Annotated in this window: 16 protein-coding genes and 1 pseudogene; 14 read left to right on the top strand and 3 right to left on the bottom strand. The window is 64.8% G+C overall.

Going from position 1 to position 21,486, the window contains the following annotated elements:
* Positions 1 to 1,236, bottom strand: coding sequence for an SAM-dependent methyltransferase (locus ACFC25_RS00325; protein ID WP_376043073.1), 1,236 nt, complete (start codon positions 1,234 to 1,236; stop codon positions 1 to 3).
* Positions 1,237 to 1,290: 54 nt separating this feature from the next.
* Between ACFC25_RS00325 and ACFC25_RS00320 the strand changes: the two genes are divergently transcribed.
* The 3 genes from ACFC25_RS00320 (at position 1,291) to groL (ending at position 3,870) form a co-directional block, all read left to right on the top strand.
* Positions 1,291 to 1,677, top strand: a complete 387-nt coding sequence (locus ACFC25_RS00320) for a hypothetical protein (RefSeq protein WP_376043071.1) — start codon at positions 1,291 to 1,293, stop codon at positions 1,675 to 1,677.
* A 208-nt stretch (positions 1,678 to 1,885) separates the two neighbouring features.
* Positions 1,886 to 2,182, top strand: a complete 297-nt coding sequence (gene groES, locus ACFC25_RS00315; protein WP_050054380.1) for a co-chaperone GroES — start codon at positions 1,886 to 1,888, stop codon at positions 2,180 to 2,182.
* Between the two features lie 77 nt (positions 2,183 to 2,259).
* Entirely contained in the window at positions 2,260 to 3,870 is a 1,611-nt protein-coding gene (gene groL / locus ACFC25_RS00310; RefSeq protein WP_337346930.1) for a chaperonin GroEL, read from the top strand.
* 170 nt (positions 3,871 to 4,040) lie between these two features.
* Here groL and ACFC25_RS00305 read toward each other — a convergent pair.
* A pseudogene (locus ACFC25_RS00305) lies at positions 4,041 to 4,641 on the bottom strand (dihydrofolate reductase family protein).
* Positions 4,642 to 4,730: 89 nt separating this feature from the next.
* On the opposite strand from ACFC25_RS00305, the gene ACFC25_RS00300 reads away from it, so the two are divergent.
* From ACFC25_RS00300 to ACFC25_RS00285, 4 genes are all read left to right on the top strand, one after another.
* A complete protein-coding gene (locus ACFC25_RS00300) occupies positions 4,731 to 6,254 on the top strand; it encodes an ATP-dependent DNA ligase (protein WP_376043067.1) in 1,524 nt (507 codons plus the stop codon).
* Positions 6,255 to 6,359: 105 nt separating this feature from the next.
* Positions 6,360 to 7,997 (top strand): LuxR C-terminal-related transcriptional regulator, encoded by a 1,638-nt coding sequence (locus tag ACFC25_RS00295; RefSeq protein WP_376043064.1) that lies wholly within the window; start codon positions 6,360 to 6,362, stop codon positions 7,995 to 7,997.
* Positions 7,998 to 8,088: 91 nt separating this feature from the next.
* On the top strand, positions 8,089 to 8,430 hold the full coding sequence (locus ACFC25_RS00290) for a hypothetical protein (protein ID WP_376043062.1): 342 nt from the start codon (positions 8,089 to 8,091) through the stop codon (positions 8,428 to 8,430).
* 2 nt (positions 8,431 to 8,432) lie between these two features.
* On the top strand, positions 8,433 to 9,539 hold the full coding sequence (locus tag ACFC25_RS00285; RefSeq protein ID WP_376043060.1) for a flavin-containing monooxygenase: 1,107 nt from the start codon (positions 8,433 to 8,435) through the stop codon (positions 9,537 to 9,539).
* On the opposite strand, the gene ACFC25_RS00280 is transcribed toward ACFC25_RS00285, so the two are convergent.
* Positions 9,508 to 10,476, bottom strand: a complete 969-nt coding sequence (locus ACFC25_RS00280; RefSeq protein WP_376043058.1) for a DUF389 domain-containing protein — start codon at positions 10,474 to 10,476, stop codon at positions 9,508 to 9,510. The two genes, ACFC25_RS00285 and ACFC25_RS00280, sit on opposite strands and share 32 nt — an antisense overlap.
* 102 nt (positions 10,477 to 10,578) lie before the next feature.
* Between ACFC25_RS00280 and ACFC25_RS00275 the strand changes: the two genes are divergently transcribed.
* From ACFC25_RS00275 to ACFC25_RS00245, 7 genes are all read left to right on the top strand, one after another.
* On the top strand, positions 10,579 to 12,684 hold the full coding sequence (locus tag ACFC25_RS00275) for an acyltransferase family protein (RefSeq protein WP_376043056.1): 2,106 nt from the start codon (positions 10,579 to 10,581) through the stop codon (positions 12,682 to 12,684).
* 258 nt (positions 12,685 to 12,942) lie between these two features.
* Positions 12,943 to 14,454 carry an IMP dehydrogenase gene (gene guaB, locus ACFC25_RS00270; protein WP_337345632.1) on the top strand — a complete coding sequence of 504 codons (1,512 nt, stop codon included), beginning with the start codon at positions 12,943 to 12,945 and terminating at the stop codon, positions 14,452 to 14,454.
* A gap of 142 nt (positions 14,455 to 14,596) precedes the next feature.
* Complete coding sequence (locus ACFC25_RS00265; protein WP_376043053.1) at positions 14,597 to 15,958, top strand: WXG100 family type VII secretion target; 1,362 nt, start codon at positions 14,597 to 14,599, stop codon at positions 15,956 to 15,958.
* A complete protein-coding gene (locus ACFC25_RS00260; RefSeq protein WP_376043050.1) occupies positions 15,955 to 16,467 on the top strand; it encodes a hypothetical protein in 513 nt (170 codons plus the stop codon). Before ACFC25_RS00265 ends, ACFC25_RS00260 begins: the two co-directional genes overlap by 4 nt.
* A gap of 39 nt (positions 16,468 to 16,506) precedes the next feature.
* Positions 16,507 to 18,366: an ABC transporter ATP-binding protein gene (locus ACFC25_RS00255; protein ID WP_376043047.1), complete on the top strand. Its 1,860-nt coding sequence runs from the start codon at positions 16,507 to 16,509 to the stop codon at positions 18,364 to 18,366.
* 111 nt (positions 18,367 to 18,477) lie between these two features.
* Complete coding sequence (locus ACFC25_RS00250; protein ID WP_337345636.1) at positions 18,478 to 19,614, top strand: GuaB3 family IMP dehydrogenase-related protein; 1,137 nt, start codon at positions 18,478 to 18,480, stop codon at positions 19,612 to 19,614.
* Between the two features lie 105 nt (positions 19,615 to 19,719).
* Positions 19,720 to 21,459 carry a glycerol-3-phosphate dehydrogenase/oxidase gene (locus ACFC25_RS00245; protein WP_337345637.1) on the top strand — a complete coding sequence of 580 codons (1,740 nt, stop codon included), beginning with the start codon at positions 19,720 to 19,722 and terminating at the stop codon, positions 21,457 to 21,459.
* Positions 21,460 to 21,486 lie beyond the last annotated feature (27 nt).

Below are 21,486 nucleotides of genomic sequence, written 5' to 3'. Positions count from 1 at the left end.
TCAGGCCGGTTCCACCACGATGGCCACCCGGTCCTCCCCTATGCGGGTCAGGACCAGGGTGGCTGTTTTGTTTCCGGCCTTCTTGCTGTTCTTGCCGCCCTTACCTGCGGCAAGTAGCTGCTTCCGCAGTTCCTCCGGGGTGACTGACGTGCCGCGCTTTTTGATGTCGAGCACGCCGATGCCGTTGTCCTTGACCCAGGCCTTGAGTGCCTTGACGTTGTAGGGCATGACCTCCATAACCTTGTAGGCCCGCGCGAACGGCGTGTCCACCAGGTCAGGAGCGCAAATGTAGGCGATGTGCTCGTCCACCAGGTGCCCGCCCAGTTCAAGGGCGACATCGGCCACCAGCCCTGCGCGGATCACCGCGCCGTCGGGCTCGTACAGGTAGCCCTCCACCGGGCCCACCGGTGCCGTGGGACCAGCGCCGAAATCTTCGGCGCTGGTGATTTCGGCGGCACCCTGGGGACCCAGGAGCAGTGCAGCCCGTCGGATGCCTGGCCTGCGCACCGCGTTGAACCACAGCGTCACCTCAGTGACGTCGCCGCCCACCGAGACCCACTGGGCCTCGCAGTCCGCCGGCACGGATTCGTGCGGCATCCCGGGGCCCATTTTGACCCCGACCGCACGGCCTGACGCGGCAAGCGACTCCACAAAGGACAGCGGCGGTGAGAAAGCTTCCGGATCCCAGATCCGTGTGGTTCCGGACGTGGAGGTGACCCGGCGGGCCGGATCCAGCCAGACGCCGTCGATCCCGTCCAGCGGCACGGACGTCGCATCGGAGTGCACCACGGTGGCGTTGGGGAACGGGATGAGGTTCACCGTGGCGCAGGCGGCCGTGGTCTCGTCCATTTCGACGGCGGTGACGGTGATGTCCATCGAGGCCAGCGCCAAGGAGTCGGCTGCGAGCCCGCAGCCGAGGTCAGCCACATGGCTGATGCCGGCGTGGGCGAAACGCTCGGCGTGCCGGGCAGCGACGTTCAGCCGGGTGGCCTGCTCCAGCCCCGCCTGAGTGAAGAGCATGCTCCGGGCGAACTCGCCGAACTTCAGTTCCGCCTTCGTGCGCAGCCGGGACTGCGTGAGGACCGCGGATACCAGGGCGGGCGAGTGGCCAGCCTTGCGAAGCGTTGAATTCAGCTCGAATGAGGTGTCTTCGCGGTAGGGGCCAAGGGACGCCAGCAGGTCCCAGCCTTCGCTCGTGAGCAGTGGTGCGATCTGGTCCTGCGGTGCTTGAGCCATGCGTTCAAGAGTAGTGGAGGAGCGCCACGGTGAGATGCCGATAGGGTTGAAGGCATGGAAGACAGCGCAGGCCTACAGCCGTCCGAACAGCCACATCCGAACACCCCAGGCCTGGTGAAGTTCGCCCGTCCCGCACTGATTGCCGGGGTTGCCGTGGCGGTTGTCTGCACCGCCCTGCTGGTGATCATCTTCTTCCTGGACACCTTCAACGCCACCGTGTACTCCGTTGGCGGCAAGGATATCCAGGACGCGACGGACGAGGCACGCGAGATCAGGGACCTGTACTCCGCGGCCCGGCTCGGCGGCGTTATCCTCCTGGTGATATCCCTGCTGGCCGCCGTAGCCGGCGCCGTCGTCCTGTATCTTCGGCGGGGCAACGGCCGTGATGAGGGCAACGAAGGCGATGAGGACGTTGATTTCGACGACCTCGCAGGCCGCTGATCTTGTTCACCCGAGGCAAAATTCTGGCACTCGCCTTGACCGAGTGCTAACCCCTTACATAGAGTCGTCATTAGCACTCTCCCTAGGAGGGTGCTAACACATGAAGAGCTGCCAGCCAGGCTGCTGCCGGCACCGCGACGACGGTTTGCCAGCCACGGCGCCCCAGCTCTCCAGTCCATAAATTTGCTGACGAAAAGGAGAGGTCCGAGTGTCGGTCTCTATTAAGCCTCTTGAGGATCGTATTGTTGTCCGCCCGCTCGAAGCCGAGCAGACCACGGCTTCCGGCCTGGTCATCCCGGACTCCGCACAGGAGAAGCCGCAGGAAGGCGAAGTTGTTGCAGTAGGCCCCGGCCGCTTTGACGACAACGGCAACCGCGTTCCCCTGGACGTTGCTGAAGGCGACGTCGTTATCTACTCGAAGTACGGCGGAACCGAAGTCAAGCACAGCGGCACCGAGTACCTCGTGCTGTCCGCCCGCGACGTCCTGGCGATCGTCGTAAAGTAACTCTTTGGATCCCCGTGCCGCTGACCATGCATTCCGCTGGTCAGCTGCGCGGGGTTCTGTCTTGAAAGGACACAACCATGGCAAAGCAGCTTGCGTTTAACGACGCTGCGCGCCGGTCTCTTGAAGCCGGCATCGACAAGCTCGCCAACACTGTCAAGGTGACGCTCGGCCCCCGTGGCCGCAACGTTGTCCTCGACAAAAAGTGGGGAGCACCCACCATCACCAACGACGGCGTCACCATTGCCCGCGAAGTTGAGCTGGATGACCCGTACGAGAACCTTGGCGCCCAGCTGGCCAAGGAAGTAGCCACCAAGACCAACGATGTTGCCGGCGACGGCACCACCACCGCAACGGTGCTGGCCCAGGCCCTCGTCAAGGAGGGCCTGCGCAACGTTGCTGCCGGCGCTGCTCCTGGCCAGATCAAGCGCGGTATCGAGGTTTCCGTCGAAGCCGTTGCAGCCCGCTTGCTTGAGAACGCCCGCCCGGTTGAAGGCACCCAGGTTGCCAACGTTGCAGCCATCTCGGCCCAGAGCGACGAAATCGGCGAGCTCCTCGCCGAAGCCTTCGGCAAGGTTGGCAAGGATGGTGTCATCACCATCGAAGAGTCCTCCACCACGCAGACCGAACTGGTCCTCACCGAGGGCATGCAGTTCGACAAGGGCTACCTGTCCCCGTACTTCGTCACCGACGCAGAACGTCAGGAAGCCGTCCTCGAAGACGCCCTTATCCTGATCAACCAGGGCAAGATCTCCTCGGTCCAGGACTTCCTGCCGCTGCTGGAGAAGGCACTGCAGAGCTCCAAGCCGCTGTTCATCATTGCCGAAGACGTTGAAGGCGAAGCACTCTCCACGCTGATCGTCAACCGTATCCGCGGCACCCTGAACGTGGTTGCCGTCAAGGCTCCGGGCTTCGGCGACCGCCGCAAGGCCATGCTGCAGGACATCGCCACCCTCACCGGTGCGCAGGTTGTCTCCCCGGAACTGGGCCTCAGCCTGGATACCGTTGGCCTCGAGGTGCTGGGTACCGCCCGCCGCATCACGGTGACCAAGGACAACACCACCATCGTTGACGGAGCCGGTTCCGCAGAAGACGTCGCAGCCCGGGTTTCCCAGCTGCGCGCCGAACTGACCCGCACCGACTCCGACTGGGACAAGGAAAAGCTCCAGGAACGCCTGGCCAAGCTGGCCGGCGGCATCGGCGTGATCAAGGTTGGCGCAGCCACCGAGGTTGAGCTGAAGGAAAAGAAGCACCGCATCGAAGATGCAGTGTCCTCCACGCGCGCTGCCCTCGAAGAAGGCATCGTCGCCGGCGGCGGTTCCGCGCTGATCCACGCGCTCAAGGCACTCGACGAGGACCCTGCAGTCAAGGCCCTCGAGGGCGACGCCGCTGCTGCTGTGGGCATCGTCCGCCGCGCCCTGGTCCAGCCGCTGCGCTGGATCGCCCAGAACGCCGGGTTCGACGGCTACGTTGTCACGGCCAAGGTTGCAGAGCTTGAGACCAACAACGGTTTCAACGCCAAGTCCGGCGTGTACGAGGACCTGATCGGCGCCGGTGTCATCGACCCCGTCAAGGTCACCCGTGCAGCACTGCGCAACGCGGCGTCCATCGCCGCGCTGGTCCTCACCACCGAAACCCTCGTGGTGGAGAAGCCCGCTGAAGAAGACGAGCACGCAGGCCACAGCCACTAGTCCCCACCGGCTCCCAAGTCTGGCTTCGCTCGACTTGGGTCCCTCGCCGGTGTGGGCCCACGGACGACGTGGGCCCAGGGCCACCGCAGTACGTCATTGCACAAAAACCGGTCCAGCATCTGCTGGGCCGGTTTTTTGTGCCGTTGTGCATGGTTGGGCCGTTTACGGCACTATGCGCCCATCTCCTGGGTCTCGACGTCGCCCGCGCGCTCGTACACCAGCGACACCGCCCCCTTCGGGAAGCTGCGCGCCGGCTCGGCGAGGCGGAAGGTCGCGGGAATGGTTCCGGCGTCAAAGAGGCGCTTGCCTTGCCCCAAAAGTGACCGGATACAGCCACAGGTGGAGGCGGTCCAGGACGTCCGCGGCGAGGAGTGAACGGATGAGGACACCGCTGCCGAACATATGGACTTGGTCGTACTCCTCGCGGAGGCGGCCCGCAGTGGTGGCATTCGGCAGCACCGTGGTGCCAGACCAGGCCGGATCAGTCAGGCTGTTGGAAACGACGAACTTGGGCACCCTGTTGAGGGTGCCACCAATGTCGTCGGACTGGTGGGGCCAGTAGGCGGCGAAGATATCGTAGGTCTTCCGGCCCAGGAGCAGGGCGTCGATGCGTTCGATCTCGGCGCCGATGGCCGCGCCTGCCTCGTCGTCGGACACTGGTGCCTGCCAGCCGCCGAAGGCGAAGTCGCCCTCGGTGTCCTCCTCCCGGCCGCCGGGGCCCTGGTAGACGCCGTCGAGGGTGATGAACAGGTTCGCGACGATGATTCCCATGCGTCCAGTCTGGAACTGCGGTCCCGGCCCTGTCCAGCATCGACAGTTACTCGTGTGCCCGTTATCGGACGGCGTGGCAGACTGGTGCCATGCTGCTCGACGAGCTCGTGAGGACCTCGGATGCCGTCGCGTCTACCCGCTCCCGGCTCGCAAAGATCGACGCACTGGCTGGCCTGCTGCGCCGCCTTGGGCCCGTGGACATCGCGCCGGCCGTTGGGTTGCTGATCGCCAAGCCACGGCAGGGCCGCGTGGGGATCGGCTGGCGCGGCATGTCGGCGGCCATGGGGGAGCCGGCCGCCGAGCCGAGCCTGACCGTTGCCGACGTCGATACGGCACTGGACCGGTTGCTCCTCATCGCAGGCGCCGGATCCGCGGCGGAACGCGCCGCGATCCTCCGGACACTTACGGCGGCAGCCACCGAGCGTGAGCAGTCCTTCATTGCGGGCGTGCTGCTCGGTGAGTTGCGTACTGGGGCACTTGAGGGCGTGCTGACGGACGCCGTTGCCCGCGCCGCGGACCGGCCCGTGGAGGCCGTACGCCGCGCGGCGATGCTCTCCGGCGATCTCGGCCAGACCGCCCTGCTGGCCATGACGGGCACGGCAGCCCAGCTTGACGCCGTCGGCCTCGTCGTCGGGCGTCCGGTGCAGCCCATGCTCGCCTCCACTGCGGCCAGCGCAAGCGAAGCCCTGGAGGCAACAGGGGAGGCGTCCGTGGAATACAAGCTCGACGGCGCCCGCATCCAGGTGCATCGGCTCGGCGACGACGTGCGCATCTACACACGCACCCTGGCTGAAGTGACCCACCGGCTGCCTGAAGTAGTGGAGGTAGTGCGCGCACTGCCGGTCCGTGAGGTGATCCTCGACGGCGAGACCCTCACCCTCGACGAGGACGGCGGCCCGCGGCCGTTCCAGGAGACCATGGCGAGGTTCGGGGCGGATGCGGCGCGCGCCGCGGTGTTGCACCCGTGGTTTTTCGACGTGCTGCATATCGACGGGCGCGACCTCCTCGATGAGCCGCTCGCCACGCGGATCGGCGTCCTTGAGCGCATCGCCCCGGCGCACCGGATTCCGGGGGTGATCACGGCGGATGCGGACGTTGCTGAGCGGGTGTCCCGCGATGCGCTCGCCGCGGGCCATGAGGGCGTGGTGGTAAAAGCGGTCGGGTCGGCCTACGCTGCCGGCCGGCGCGGTTCCAACTGGATCAAGGTAAAACCGGTGCTCACCTACGATCTTGTGGTGCTCGCCTGCGAGTGGGGGTCTGGACGGCGCTCCGGGCTGCTGTCGAACTTGCACCTCGGCGCCCTCGATCCGACCGGTGAGTTCGGCGAACCCGGTGGCTACGTCATGGTGGGCAAGACCTTCAAGGGCCTTACCGACGCGCTGCTGCGCTGGCAGACCGAAAGGTTCCAGGAGATCGAGGTGCGGCGCACGGCGGGCACTGTCTGGATGGAACCCGTCATAGTTGTTGAGATCGCGATCGACGGCGTCCAGCAGTCTTCGCGTTATCCCGGCGGAATCGCCCTTCGGTTCGCACGCGTCAAGCGCTACCGGGACGACAAGACGGCAGCGGACGCCGACACGATCCAGACGCTGCGCGCGCTGCTGCGCTCGTAGGTTGTGCCCGCTCGCCAGCGGGCGTACCGTGGCGCTTAACTACCGTCGCGTCCAACACGTGGAGGGGCTGAACCGCTGGGTGGACGGTATCCGAAAGGCAGCCAGATGACAGCTGAGGCGGGCATTGACGAGGGCCGGGCGGCGTTCCGCGAGAACCGCTGGACCGATGCCTTCGAGAGCTTCCGTGATGCCGACCAGCAGGGCGGACTGCCTGCACCGGACCTTGACCGGCTTGCCGTCGCGGAAATCCTGACCGGCAACACAACAGCCGGTCTGGACACCCTCACCCGGGCACATGAAGAGTACCTGGTCGTTGGCGACGTTATCGGCGCCGCCCGGTGTGCCGGCTGGATGGGGATGCAGCTGATGAACCTCGGGGAGGCAGCCCGGGCCGGGGGCTGGTTTGCCCGCGGCCAGAGGTTGGTGGACGAACTGGCTGAGCCCGATGCCGTCCAGGGCCTCCTGCTCCTCCCGATGGGCCTCGGCAAGCTCTACGGCGGTGATCCGGCGGGCGCTCTTCAGGTTTTCTCCCAGGTGGCGGACTTCGGCCAGAAATTCCAGGACAAAGACCTGTCAGCCTTGGCACTCCTCGGGACCGGCCAGGCGACCCTCATGCTCGGGCACCCCGACGAAGGCCTCCGGATGTTCGACGAAGTCATGGTGGCAGTGACGGCCGGGGAACTGTCTCCAATTCCTTCTGGAATCATTTACTGCGCCGTTATTGGCAACTGCCACCTGGCCTTTGACCTGGAGCGGGCATTGCAATGGACAACGGCACTGGACCGCTGGTGCAACGCCCGCCCTGACATGGTGGCCTTCAGCGGGCAGTGCCAGTCACACCGCGCGGAAATCTTCCGGCTGCACGGGGCCTGGGCCGAGGCGATGGAGGCGGCGGCAGCAGCCCAGGGACGTTCCACCCGGGGTGACCCCCAGGCGCTTTATGGCGGCTACTACCAGCAGGGCGAAGTGCAGCGGCTCACTGGCAAGCTGGAGGACGCCGACGCTTCCTACCGGCAGGCCGCCAGAAGCGGCTATGAGCCGCAGCCCGGCATGGCGCTCCTGTGGTTGGCCCGCGGAGACGCGAAGCAGGCGCAGTCGATGATCCGCCGGGCGGTCGGCGTGGCCGACGTCGCAACCCGCCGGAACCTGTTGCCCGCCCTGGTGGAGATCGAGTTGGCCGCACCCGACCTGGAAGCGGCGAGGCGGGGCGCCGACGAGCTGGAAGTCTTTGCCCGCGAATGCCCGATGCCCATGGTCCGGGCGGTTGCCGACCAGGCCGACGGCGCGGTCCGGCTCGCTAACGGCGATCCGGCGGGTGCGTCACCAGCACTGCGGAATGCCTGGAAGCTGTGGCTGGATCTCGGCGTGCCCTACGAGGCCGCGCGCTGCCGCGTACTCATTGGGCGTGCGTGCCGGGCGCTTGGTGACGAGCCCTCGGCGCTGATGGACTTCGAGGCCGCGCATGCTGAGCTCCTGGAGTTGGGCGCTGCACCTGCCGCCGCCTGGGCCGCCTCGCTCATGCGGGATGGCGCCGACGCCGGACCAAAGGATCCGCTGTCCCCGAGGGAGACGGAAGTCCTTCGGCTCGTTGCTTCCGGCGAGGGCAACCGGGCGATAGCCGCTGAACTTTATCTGAGCGAAAAGACGGTAGCCCGGCATATCAGCAACATCTTCCTGAAGCTTGGCCTTTCCTCCCGGGCGGCGGCCACAAGGTATGCGTTCGAGCATGGGCTAGCGGGCTAAGGGGCTGCACAAAAATACCCATAGGGCCCGTCGGCAGATTTACATGATTTGGCCGACGCGGGCGGGCTGGCCCCGATCGTAGCCTCAAAGCATGAACCTTCCAGTCCTTGCCGGCACACTTTCGACAGTGCTGTTTGCTTTGGGAATGCTGCCGATGCTGGTCAAAGCGGCCCGGACACGGGACCTCGCCTCCTACAGTCTGGGGAACCTGGTACTGAGCAATGTGGCCAATGCTGTTCATTCCATCTACGTCTTCAACCTGCCCGCCGGCCCGATCTGGGCACTCCACCTTGCCTATGTCCTCGCGTCCGCGCTGATGCTGGCGTGGTGGTGGCGCTACAGGGAGACAGGACATGGAGCGGCAGGGAGCCCGGCCGCTGGAACACGGGAAGGTTCAGCCGCAGGAATCAACTTCAGTGAAAAAGGAGCGTAGTGATGAACAACGAAGACGTGACCGGAATGCTGGACACGATGATCATCGGAGGCGGCCAGGCCGGTCTTGCCATGGGCTATTACTTGAAAGAACAACAACGGAAGTTCCTGATCCTCGACGCTAACCCGAGGGGCGGAGACGCCTGGCGCCAGCGGTGGGATTCGCTCAGGGTCTTTACTCCGGCCAAGTACGACGGGCTCCCGGGCGCGCCGTTCCCGGCTGACCCGCTGACCTTTCCCACCAAAGATGAAGTGGCCGAATACCTTGAGGGCTACGCCGCGCAGTATGACCTCCCAGTTATCAACGGAGTCCGCATCGAACGCCTATGGCGGGAAGGAGACCGCTACATTGCCGTCGCCAACGGCCGCCGCTGGGAAGCGCACAATGCCGTCGTGGCGACGGGATGCAGCCAGGCCCCCAAGGTGCCTGGCTTCGCCGCGGAGCTGTCGCCGTCCATCGTCCAGATCCACTCAAGCGAATACCGTAACGCCCGGCAACTGCAGGACGGCCCGGTATTGGTAGTAGGTCTGGGGAACTCCGGGGCGGAGATCGGCATCGAAGTGTCCAGGACACATCAGACGATCGTGGCGGGCAAGCCCGGCGGGGAGATCCCGGTAAAGCACGGCCCGACGGCGGCAAGGTACTTCCTGCCCGTCGTGCGGTTCCTGGGTCTGCACATCCTCACCCTCAACACACCGATCGGACGCAAGGCGGCCCCGTCCTTCAAAGCACACGCCGCTCCGCTGATCCGCACCAAGTCCAAGGACCTGGCCGCAGCAGGCGTCAGCCTCGTGCCACGGGCGGCCGGGGTGGACAACGGAATGCCCGTCCTGGCGGACGGTACACGGCTGGAAGTATCGAACGTCGTCTGGTGCACGGGGTTCAAAGATGATTTCAGCTGGATCGATCCCGCCCTCCTGGACGACGGCGGGCTGCCCCGGCAGGAACGCGGTGTGGCCCTTGATTCACCTGGCCTGTTCTTCCTGGGACAGGAATTCTTGTTCGCGGCGGTATCGGCCACGCTTCCCGGAGTCAGCCGCGACGCCCGCTACCTGGCCAGGAGGATCCCGGTATCCGTCACCCGCGAGTCCGCCGCATCTTCCATCTGAGCTGGCGCGCCGTGTCCGCAGGCAGCCGACTGGAGACCAGCCGATAGAAAACCAGCACTGCCACGGCCGCGGCCACGATCCCCACCAAGTTGACCAAAAGCTGCAGCGCAGAACCTGCAGCTTTCTGGTATTCGCCGAGGACCAGTGCCACCGCGACGAATCCGGCCGCCGGCACCGTGGTCACCGAAATGAAAACACCGATGAGGGCAGCCGAACGCCGGCTGATGACCGACAACATCCCGGCCGCCCCCGCCAGCACGGCCACGATCAGCGAGTACGGCCCCGGATGGTAAATAAACTCCACCGCGGAACCGGATTTGAGGACATCGGCCGGAAAGAGCCCAAGCGGGACGGACAGCCAGGCGCTCAGGGCCGCCAGAAGCATGGCCACCGGGAAACCGACGCCAAGCGCGACGGCGGCACGTCGCCCCAGCCGCCAGCGGCCCCGGGCCACCGCGACGGCCAAGGCGGCCAGGGGGCCGAATTCCGGCCCCACCGCCATGGCACCCACAATGGCGATCGTTGAATCGGTCACAATGCCGATGGCGGCAAGCTGCGTTGCCAGCACGAGGAAGGCGAGGTAGCTCCACGTCAGCCGGGAGTCCTCACCGGTCTGCCGCGTCACCTCGTCCCAGATCATGGCGTCAGCCCCGTCACCGGGCGCCGCTTTCTCGGCCGCGTCCGCGCGGCGGGACAGGACCAGTTCCGGCATGGAGACGGATATGGACCCCGCTTCGTGCACTTTGAGGACGTGCAGTTTCTCCAGTAACTCCTCCACAGCTTCACGGGCGACCTGGACCTCAAGGACATCCCCTGGAGGAAGGATGGACGCCCCCACAAGACGCGCGACTTCGGCGGTTCCGGTCTGCCCGGCACAGCATTCCTGCACGACACCGGAGAGCTCTCCGGGAACACAAATGCGCATCTGGACTATCACGTCAGATCCCTTTCCTGGCTTGGTGACAGCATAGTTTCCCGGCCATGTCGACTACGTAGACTGGCCGGCCCTGATTGGTCATCGAAATTACGGATCGGTAACATGGAAGCTTTGGTTGCCCGCTGCGAGAGGTCTTTTGTGTCGATTGCGAGAACCACGCCCGCTCCCGGTCGTGCGAATGAAGCGACCCCCAAGGGACGCAAAGCGACCTTCCGGCCGGAAGTCCAGGGCCTCAGGGCGCTCGCAGTCCTGATGGTGGTGACTTACCACGTGTGGCTGGGACGGGTCTCCGGGGGCGTGGACATCTTCCTGCTCATCTCAGCGTTCCTGCTGACGCTATCCTTCGTCCGGAAGGTCGAGGCCGGCAAACCCCTGAACCTCATCCGGCACTGGCTGCACCTCTTCAAGCGGCTGCTGCCTGCCGCCGTCGTAGTTTTGCTTGGCATCCTGGCAGGCACGTGGCTGATTCTGCCGCAAAGCCGCTGGCCCGGCGTCCTTGACCAGGCCTGGGCCTCGCTGCTCTACCGGCAGAACTGGCTGCTGGCCGATACCGCCGTCGACTACTACGCCCAGGACCACTCCGGAGCCAGCCCGCTGCAGCACTTCTGGTCGCTGTCCATCCAAGGCCAGGTCTTCATCCTCTGGCCGCTCGTATTCGCCGGCTCGGCGCTCGTGTGGCGGTGGCTCCGGCGCCGGACCAACGCCAGTTACCGGCTGGTCCTGGTGGCGGCCTTCTCCGCGATTTTCCTGGCGTCGTTGGCCTATTCTGTCGAACAGACAGCCACCAACCAGGCCTACGCCTACTTCGACACCCGGACGAGGCTGTGGGAATTTGCCCTGGGCTCGCTGCTGGCCCTGGTACTGCCCTACGCGAAACCCGGTAAAGCGCTGCGCGTAGTGCTCGGTTGGACCGGCCTGGCAGCCATGGTGTCCTGTGGCCTGGTGTTGACCGTGGACCGTTCCTTCCCGGGCTTCATTGCCCTGTGGCCAACCCTGGCGGCGGCGGCGATCATCGTTGCAGGCCAGAGCGGAAGCCGGTTCGGCGTGGACAGGCTGCTGAGCTGGAAGCCGCTCGTTGCCCTGGGCGACAATTCCTACGCCTTGTACCTGTGGCACTGGCCGGTGCTTGTCCTTGCGCTGGCCGCTACCGGGATCGAGAAGCCAGGGCTGGGCCAGGGCCTGGCCGTTGTGGCCGCGTCCATCGTCCTCGCGGTGCTCACTACCCGCTTTGTAGAAAAGCCGCTCCGTGAATGGCACTGGCCGCAGAAGCGGTCCTGGCGTACCGCCGTCGTGGTTGCCGCCTGCTGCGGGATGCTCGCCGGTCCGGTTGCCGTGTGGCAAACCACGCTCACGGCGGAGGAGGCTGCCGCGGCGGCGCAGCCCCGTGAGTTGACCCCGGGGGCCGCCTCCCTGGCGCCCGAGAATGCCGGCAAACCCACGCCGGAAGCCCGAATCATTCCTGCCCCAGCGGCCATGAAGGACGAATGGGCGGATATCGACGGGCTCTGTACCGATGCCAACGTTCCCTCGGACCCGCTGTTGTCCGGATGCCTGCAAAACACCAAGCCGGAAACCGTCACGAAAAAGATCGTGGTGCTGGGTGACTCCCATGCCCAGCAGTACATGGCTGCACTGGGCCCGATCGCCAAGGAGCGCGGCTGGGAAGTGGTGACGCTGCTCAAGGGGAACTGCCGCTTCGGCGCCGAATCGCCCGAACGGGATGAGGAGTGCAACGCCTTCAACAGGGCCAGCGCAGCCTACGTCATGGAACACCGGCCGGACGCGGTGTTTACGGTTGCCTCGCTGACGCACGCGGAGGCACCGTTCGAAACCGAAGTTCCCGGCTACCTTGACGGCATCCGGCCCTTCACGCAGGCCGGGATGGACGTAGTGGGAGTCCGGGACAACCCCCGATTCCACATCAACATGCCCGAGTGCGTCCAGAAACACGGACCGGACGCGCCGGACTGCAATGCGCCACTGAATGAGTCCTTGGCCGAGTCGTCGCCGCTGGACAGGTATCGCGGCCAGGTGGACGGGCTGCACCTGATGGACCTGAGCGACTTCATCTGCGCCGGCGGCACCTGCCCGGCCGTGGTGGGAAACGTTTACGTGTACAAGGACGATAACCACCTCACCAAGACCTACGTGCAGAGCATGATCCCCATGTTTGAGGAACGGCTCCTGGCCGCTACCGGCTGGACTTAGGGATTCCTTTCCGCGGAGCCGGTGTAGACGTGCGGGCCACGGAGCCGGTGGGGACGGTGCCGTTGCTCACATTGCCCTCCCGGAATAGGGGGATCGGCGCGGAGGTTCTAATATTTACTCAATACTTTCTGCACTGAACCCCGTGTCCGAAGTACCCCCGCACCGCAACCCATGCACGGACCAGTCCCGTAATGACGGGCTGGTCATCAGCTGCAACCCCTACCCGTGACCCCCGCAACCAAGGTAAGAGGCGCACTCATGACCCAGCCCGCACACGATCCTTTCGGCTTTGTCGGCCTGACGTACGACGACGTCCTGCTGCTCCCCGGCCACACCGACGTCATCCCCTCCGACGCCGACACTTCTTCCCGGATCTCCAAGCGGATCACGGTGCAAACCCCGCTGCTGTCCGCAGCAATGGACACGGTGACCGAATCCCGGATGGCCATCGCGATGGCACGCCAGGGTGGCCTTGGGGTAGTGCACCGCAACCTGTCCATCCAGGACCAGGCCGACCAGGTGGACAGGGTCAAGCGCAGCGAGTCGGGAATGATCACCAACCCGCTGACCATCGGCCCTGAGGCCACACTGGCGGAGCTTGACGAGATCTGCTCCCAGTACCGCGTTTCCGGCCTGCCTGTAGTGGATGAGGGCATGCGGCTCCTGGGCATCGTCACCAACCGCGACACCCGCTTTGTGCCAGAGGCAGACTTCCCGCTGCGGCTGGTCAGCGACGTCATGACCAAAATGCCGCTGGTCACCGGCCACGTGGGCATCAGCCGCGAAGAAGCCTCCCACAAGCTGGCCACCAACAAGATCGAAAAGCTCCCCCTCGTCGACGAGCAGGGCCGCCTCAAGGGACTGATCACCACCAAGGACTTCACCAAGGCCGAGCAGTACCCGCTCGCCACCAAGGACGAGGAAGGCCGCCTCCGGGTCGGTGCGGCCATCGGCTTCTTCGGCGACGGCTGGGAACGGGCCATGGCACTCGTTGACGCCGGCGTCGATGCCCTCTTCGTGGACACCGCCAACGGCCACTCGCAGGGCGTGCTGGACATGATCCGCCGCCTGAAGTCCGATCCTGTAGCGGCGCACGTGGACATCATCGGCGGCCAGGCCGCCACTCGTGAAGGCGCACAGGCACTGATCGACGCCGGTGCCGACGGCATCAAGGTGGGCGTGGGCCCCGGCTCCATTTGCACCACCCGTGTGGTGGCCGGGGTAGGCGTCCCGCAGATCACAGCCATCTACGAATCCTCGAAAGCAGCCATCCCGGCAGGCGTTCCGCTGATTGCCGACGGCGGCCTGCAGTACTCGGGCGACATCGGCAAGGCGCTGGTTGCCGGCGCCGACACCGTGATGCTCGGCTCCCTGCTTGCCGGTTGCGACGAGTCCCCCGGCGAGCTCATCTTCGTCAACGGCAAACAGTTTAAGAGCTACCGCGGTATGGGCTCCCTGGGTGCCATGCAATCACGCGGCAAGAACACCTCCTACTCGAAGGACCGCTACTTCCAGGCTGACGTCTCCGGCGACGACAAGCTGATCCCTGAGGGCATCGAGGGCCGCGTAGCCTACCGCGGGCCGCTGGCATCCGTGGCGTACCAGCTTGTGGGCGGCCTGCGCCAGACCATGTTCTACGTCGGCTCACCCACGATCGCGGAGCTGAAGGCACGCGGTAAGTTTGTGCGCATCACTCCGGCCGGGCTCAAGGAATCGCACCCGCACGACATCCAGATGACGGTTGAGGCACCGAACTACGGTTCGCGCTAGTCCCGGCGCCTCCCTGGCCTTGCTTCACTGCGGCCAGGTTTAGTCCGACTGCAAAGGAGGTGGGGAGTTCTCCCCACCTCCTTTGGCGTCCCACCCTTGTATATTCGATGGAGTAAAGCTCGATCGATCTGGGGGGAACAGGTTGTCCAATGGCTTCACTGGCGCTGACGTCGCCCAACTTCGGCAACTGGCGGCAGCCATGCATGGCGCGGGCAACAGGCTGCAGCTACAACTGGGCACTTTCAACACCCGCGTTAATGGCACCCTCTGGCCCGGCCCCGATGCAGAGCAGTTTCGCCATGACTGGAAAACCAGCCACACCTTGGTCCTTCGGGAGGCCGTCCTTTTCCTCCACCAGTCGGCTGATGAACTAACACGTAACGCCGACGAGCAGGAGGCAGCCAGCCTGCCGGGCGGATCCGGGCCCTCGACAGGCCCCGCCGGCTCCTCTAACGGCACCAGCGAGTACACTTCCGGTCCGGTCCGGCCGGATGTCCTCATGGGAAAGTCTGCGGCGCAGATCAAGGACTGGTGGTCAGGCCTGACCGCGGGGCAGAAGCAGGCGTTCATCCGTGACTACCCCGTGGAGGCAGGCAATACGAACGGCATCCCGTTCGATGCCCGCGTAGAGGCGAACCGCATCAATGCACAAAACAGGATTGATTGGCTCAACGAGAACGATCCCGAGCCGAGGTTCAACCCGTTCCTTATGGATGCCGGCTATCCGCAACGGTTCACCGATGAACACAAAGCATGGGAAAAGCGCCAGTCCTACCTGCAAAGAGTGGTGGACGGAAAAATCAGGCTGGCCGCCTACGATCCCGCCGCTCAGTCGATCGTGGAGCTGAAAGGCACCTATGACGAGAACACGACGACCGTTATCACCTACGTCCCCGGCACCACTACCAATGAGGCATCGTTCCATGACGGTGGACCCCAACGGTTGCCAGCCCGCCTGGTCGAGGACGACCAATCCGGGGGAACTGCGGCGTTCGTCTACAAGGGGTCGGAATTTCCCGACGGCGACTTTGTAGAGGCCTTCCTGGTGGAGGCCAAGAGCGATGAGTTCGTAGCCCGCTCTGCGCCGGTCCTGCGGGCCTTCCAGGGCGCCGTGGACCTCGAGCTGCCACCCGGTGCCCAATCGGTGGGTGTAGGCCATAGTTGGGGAGTCCGGAACCTCACCGGGGCGGAAAATGAAGGAGCGCACTACGACAAGCTGCTCGCGCTGTCCGGTGCCGCTATGCCGCCTGGCTGGGTGCCCGATCCCGGCACCGAGTATTCCAGTTTCACCTACCCCGATATCCTGCTGACCGCTGAAGCGAACGGGGTTGTGGGGGAGAACTACCCAATGAAGGAGCCGGCCTTTGAAAAGCACGTTTATGAGCCACCAGGGGGCAACGGATGGACAGAGTTCTACAGCATCGACAACCACAGCCTCATCGCCACCACCTACGAGGAAAATGACCAGGCTTTGAGGGATATGCGCAAGGAGATTCGCCAGTGATCGACCCATCCAAGGCAGTCCGGGGAGCGTGGGCGGCCGCTGCCATCAGCTTGGCTCTCAGCCTGGCATCGTGCGGAGTAGAGGAAGCGAATAAAGGGATGTCCAATATGACTTTGGAAGAGGCAAAAACGAAACTGTTGGCCCTCCAGCATCAAATAATTGACATGGTTCCCGAGGAGCTGGTGGTATCCGTCTTCGAAAACGACTCCTCAAGCCTGTTGAGCTGCCAGGGAGACAAGAAGAAATGGACAGGCACCGGTCAGGTGGAACTTCAGCCTGGCCTGGACAGGGACAAGTTCCTAGACCAGGTGCGTGACAGGACCAAGGGCATGCAGGGTTGGACGGTGAAGGACGACTCCGACAGCGATGGCGCCCGTACTGTGGACATCCTGCACGATGACGGCACGCACCTGATTGTTGGCATCTGGGACGGACCCGAGAGCGTCCAAATTGATGGCTTCAGCGCCTGTTTTGATCTTCCCGATTACGAGTACGGCGAAAAGTATTAGCCGCACCACTGTTTCAGGGCGCCGAACTAGGCTGTATTCATGCCCGAACCACACCATCCCGCTGAGCTGAGTCCCAAACGGGATCCCCAGCGGAAGCTCTCCGTCCGGCCGTACGCCCGGGCCGTGGCGCAGGTCCTGCGGGTCAGTTTCCGGGCCTCGCCTGCCGCCGTCGTGATGAAGATTGTCGGTTCGCTGATCTCGGCGCTGCTTCCACTTGTCACCACCTACTTCGCTGCGTTGACTACCACTGCCTTGGCAGCGGCGTATTCCGGCGACGCAGCCGCGGGCCAGCAGGCAATTATCTACGTCATCATCACCGCGGCGCTGGGACTGTTCTGGGGGGCCTTCAGCAGCGTGGACCGGTACATCCAGCAGCTCATGAGCTTCAAGGTGGGCGCCATCGTGGGCGACCTCATGTACGAGCGGTTCCTGGCCCTCGAATTCTGGCGCTACGACGACAAAGAGACCGTTGACCTCTATGACCGCGCCAAGCGGTTCTCTGACTCCTACGCCCGGGTCCTGGACCGCATCGCGGCGATCTTCACCCAGCTCGTGTCGGTGATCCTCGCCGTCGGCGCCCTGCTGCTGGTGAGCTGGTGGATCGCCGTCATCGTGCTGGTCGCGATCGTCCCAAGCGTCTACCTGCAGTTCAAACTTTCGCGGGAGCAGATCGCCCACTGGAACACCCAAGTGGACTCGCGCCGCCAGCGCCGCATGATCGAGACCAATCTCCTGCGCCCGCAGCACATCGCCGAGATGCGGTTGTACGGGATCGTGGGCTACCTGATGGACTTCCGGTCCCGGTTGCGGGACGCGGACGAGCGCCGTCGGCTGGATTTCCAGAAGCGGTACATCCCGAAGCAGTTGGCCGCCGACGCCCTGCAGTACGGCGCGGAGGTGGTGTCGCTGATCTGGGTGGTGGGTCAGATCATTGCCCGTGCCCAGCCTGTGGGTCAGTTCCTGTACGTCCAGCAGATCGTCAGCCGGGCACTGTCCACCGCCAACAACCTGGTGTCGTCGCTGAGCTCCATCGACGAGGACCTCGCGAACCTCAAGGACTACGAACTGTTTATGGCGCTGCCTGTCCACTCCCGGCACGCGCCGCCGCTGTTACAGGCCCCTCGGACGGTGGAACTCAGGGACATCCACTTCACCTACACCGGCAGCGACATCGAGGTGATCCGCGGTATCAGCATGACCATCCGGCAAGGCCAGCACATCGCCATCGTGGGGGAGAACGGGGCCGGAAAATCCACCCTGATCAGGATCCTGGCGGGGCTTTATGCTCCGGATTCAGGGCAGGTGATGCTCGACGGCGTGGACCTCGCCGCCGTCGATGTCACCTCCTGGCACCGCCACCTGGCAGTGCTGAGCCAGGAGTTCCTGAAGTACGAATTCGCCACCGCTGCGGAAAACATCTACTTCGGCGACGTCGATTCCGCGAAGGACGACGGCCGGATCCGACGGTCGGCGGAAGACGCCGAAGCCCTGGAATTCATCAACAAACTGCCCAACGGCCTGGATAACCACGTCAGCAACTGGATGGAAGATCCGCGCGGACGCAAGGGCAGCGGACTCTCCGGCGGCCAATGGCAGCGGCTCGCCATGGCCAGGAACTTCTACCGCGACGCGTCTTTCATGGTGATGGACGAGCCAACCTCGGCCATCGATGCGCTGGCCGAACACCGCATCTTCACCAGGCTGTTCGCAGACCGCAGCAGCACGATCATCGCCATCAGCCATCGCCTGGCCACGATCGAAAAGGCGGATATTGTCTACATGCTCGAAGACGGCCGGATCGTGGAACAGGGGACCCACAAGGAGTTGGTGGCATTGCGGGGCCGCTACTTCAGGATGTTCGAATCCCAGCTCACTTTCGACGCTCAGAGCGAGCCATAGGCCACGTTGCCGTAACGAACCAGCCTCGCGGCCGTCAAAGATCCTCCCTTCGTCCACCGGGCCACGCTCCACCGGCCGTGGCAGGGGGGCCGGCTGGGATAACCTAGAGCAGTGACTTACGAGATCGAGATCGGCCGTGGCAAGCGTGGGCGTCGTGCCTACTCCCTGGATGACATTGCGATTGTCCCTAACCGTCGTACACGCGACCCCAAGGACGTCTCCGTGTCGTGGCAGATCGATGCCTATAAGTTCGATATGCCGGTCATTGCTGCACCCATGGACTCGGCCATGTCCCCGCAGACAGCCATCGAGCTGGGCCGCCTCGGCGGGCTGGGTGTCCTGGACCTCGAAGGCCTGTGGACCCGGTACGAGGACCCGCAGGCGGTCCTGGACGAAATCGGTGCCCTTGAGGATGAGATCAACAGCCCCGCCGTCACCGGACGCATGCAGGAGCTCTACCGCGCCCCCATCCAGCCCGAGCTGATCACGACGCGCCTCGCGGAGATCCGCGCCGCCGGCGTCACTGTGGCCGGTTCACTGACCCCGCAGCGCACCCAGGAACACTACAAAACCGTGGTGGCCGCCGGCGTCGACATCTTTGTCATCCGCGGCACCACCGTGTCTGCCGAACACGTCTCCAAGGACCACGAGCCGCTGAACCTTAAGCAGTTCATCTACGAACTGGACGTGCCCGTGATTGTCGGCGGCGCTGCCGGCTACACCCCGGCGCTGCACCTGATGCGCACCGGCGCTGCCGGGGTCCTGGTGGGCTTTGGTGGCGGCGCCACCACCACCACGCGCCGTGCCCTGGGCATCCACTCGCCCATGGCCTCCGCCATCTCCGACGTCGCGGCTGCCCGCCGTGACTACATGGATGAGTCGGGCGGGCGCTACGTGCACGTGATTGCCGACGGCGGGATGGGATCCTCGGGCGACATCGTCAAGGCGATAGCCATGGGTGCGGACGCCGTGATGCTGGGCAGCGCACTCGCCCGCGCCGAAGAGGCGCCAGGCAAGGGCTGGCACTGGGGCCAGGAGGCCCACCACCTCGAATTGCCGCGTGGCGACCGCGTCAACGTTGGCACCGTAGGATCCCTGCAGGAGGTCCTCTTCGGGCCCGGCCACCACACCAACGGCACGTCCAACCTGGTCGGCGCGCTACGCCGTTCGATGGCCACCACAGGCTACTCGGACCTCAAGGAATTCCAGCGGGTCGACGTCGTCGTCTCGCCTTACGCCGGAAACTGACTTGCGCCGGGGGCGGGTGGGAGGCCCTCCGGGCCCCGCCTGCCCAAGCATGCAGCTAGCAAGTAGTGTGGTTTACTACCTGCACCAGCGGCAACGGAGGCTTCCATGACGAGTGTTCCCAACACCAGCGGCACCCTGGGTCCGGCAGCCCGCGAAGAATCAATCGCGCGGCTGCGGGCCACGACCGAGCCCGGCAAGGAACTGGACATCCTGATTGTCGGCGGCGGCATCGTGGGTACGGGAGCGGCCCTGGACGCCGTGACGCGTGGCCTCAGCGTGGGGATCGTGGAGGCCAGTGACTGGGCGGCGGGAACATCTTCCCGGTCCTCCAAACTTATCCACGGCGGCCTGCGCTATCTCGAAATGCTCGATTTCGGCCTGGTCAAGGAAGCCCTGCACGAGCGTGGCCTGATCCTGTCCGTGCTCGCGCCGCACCTCGCCCGCCCCGTGCCGTTCCTCTACCCATTGACCAAGCCGTTCCTGGAGCGGCCGTACGTGGGCGCAGGGATTGCCCTTTACGATGCCATGTCCATCACCGGCGGGCATAGCCGCGGGGTGCCGTTCCACAAGCACCTGACCCGCCGCGGGACCCTCCGCGCCGCGCCCAGCCTGAAGGATGACGCCTTCGTCGGTTCCATCCGCTATTACGACGGCCAGGTTGATGACGCCAAATATGCCGCCAACCTGATCCGGACAGCCGCCTACTACGGCGCCCACGCAGTCAACCAGATGGCGGTAGTGGACTTCCTGCGCGAGGGCGAACGCGTGGTGGGGGCCAAGGTGGTCAACCATGAGGACGGCACGGAATTCAAAGTCCGGGCCAAGCAGGTCATCAACGCCACCGGTGTGTGGACGGACGAGACCCAGGCCATGGTGACAGAGCGAGGCCAGCTGAAGGTCCGCGCCTCCAAGGGCATCCACCTCGTAGTGCCGAGGGACAGGTTCCAATCCACTGTGGGCCTGATCCTGCGCACCGAGAAGTCAGTGCTGTTTGTCATTCCGTGGGGGCGGCACTGGATCATCGGAACCACCGACACTGACTGGAACCTCGACAAGGCCCATCCGGCGGCGTCCAGCAAAGACATCGACTATATCCTCGAACACGTCAACACAGTCCTGAAACGGCCGCTCACGCGTGAGGACGTGGAGGGCGTTTACGCCGGTTTGCGCCCCCTTCTGGCCGGTGAAAACGACTCCACCGCCAAACTGTCGCGCGAACATGTTGTAGCGCACCCCGTGCCCGGCCTCGTGGTGGTGGCGGGCGGCAAGTGGACCACCTACCGGATCATGGCCAAGGACGCCGTTGACGAGGCCACCCGCACCATGGACGAGCGCGTGCCGCCCAGCTGCACGGAGACCATTCCGCTGCTCGGCGCCAGCGGCTTCAAAGCTGCCTGGAACCGGAGGAACCGGACGGCGGAGGAATCAGGGGTCCATGTGGCGCGGGTGGAACACCTGCTGAACCGCTATGGATCGCTGATACCGGAAGTGCTGGCCCTCATCGCCGAGAGGCCTGAGCTGGCCGAGCCCCTGCCCGGCGCCGACGACTACCTCCAGGCCGAGGCCGTATATGCCGCGACCCACGAAGGCGCCCGGCACGTCCACGATGTCCTGACTCGCCGGACCCGGATTTCGATCGAGGCGTGGGATCGTGGTGTCTCCGCGGTTCCGGTAGTCGCTAAACTTATGGGTGAAGTCCTTGGCTGGAGCGATGTGCAGCGTGAAAGCGAAATCAAGCACTACATTGCACGCGTAGAAGCCGAGCGGCTGAGCCAGCAGCAACCTGATGATGAGTCCGCCGATGCCGCACGAATGGGCGTCGACGACATCGTTCCCTTGCGCTGAGGGGCTCCACGCACCAGCATTCTCGCC

Origin of the sequence: Pseudarthrobacter sp. NPDC055928 (genome assembly GCF_042270935.1) — a bacterium.
Classification (GTDB): Bacteria; Actinomycetota; Actinomycetes; order Actinomycetales; family Micrococcaceae; genus Arthrobacter.
Note: the sequence above shows the minus strand (reverse complement) of the source record. Positions and strands in the feature narration are given on the sequence as shown.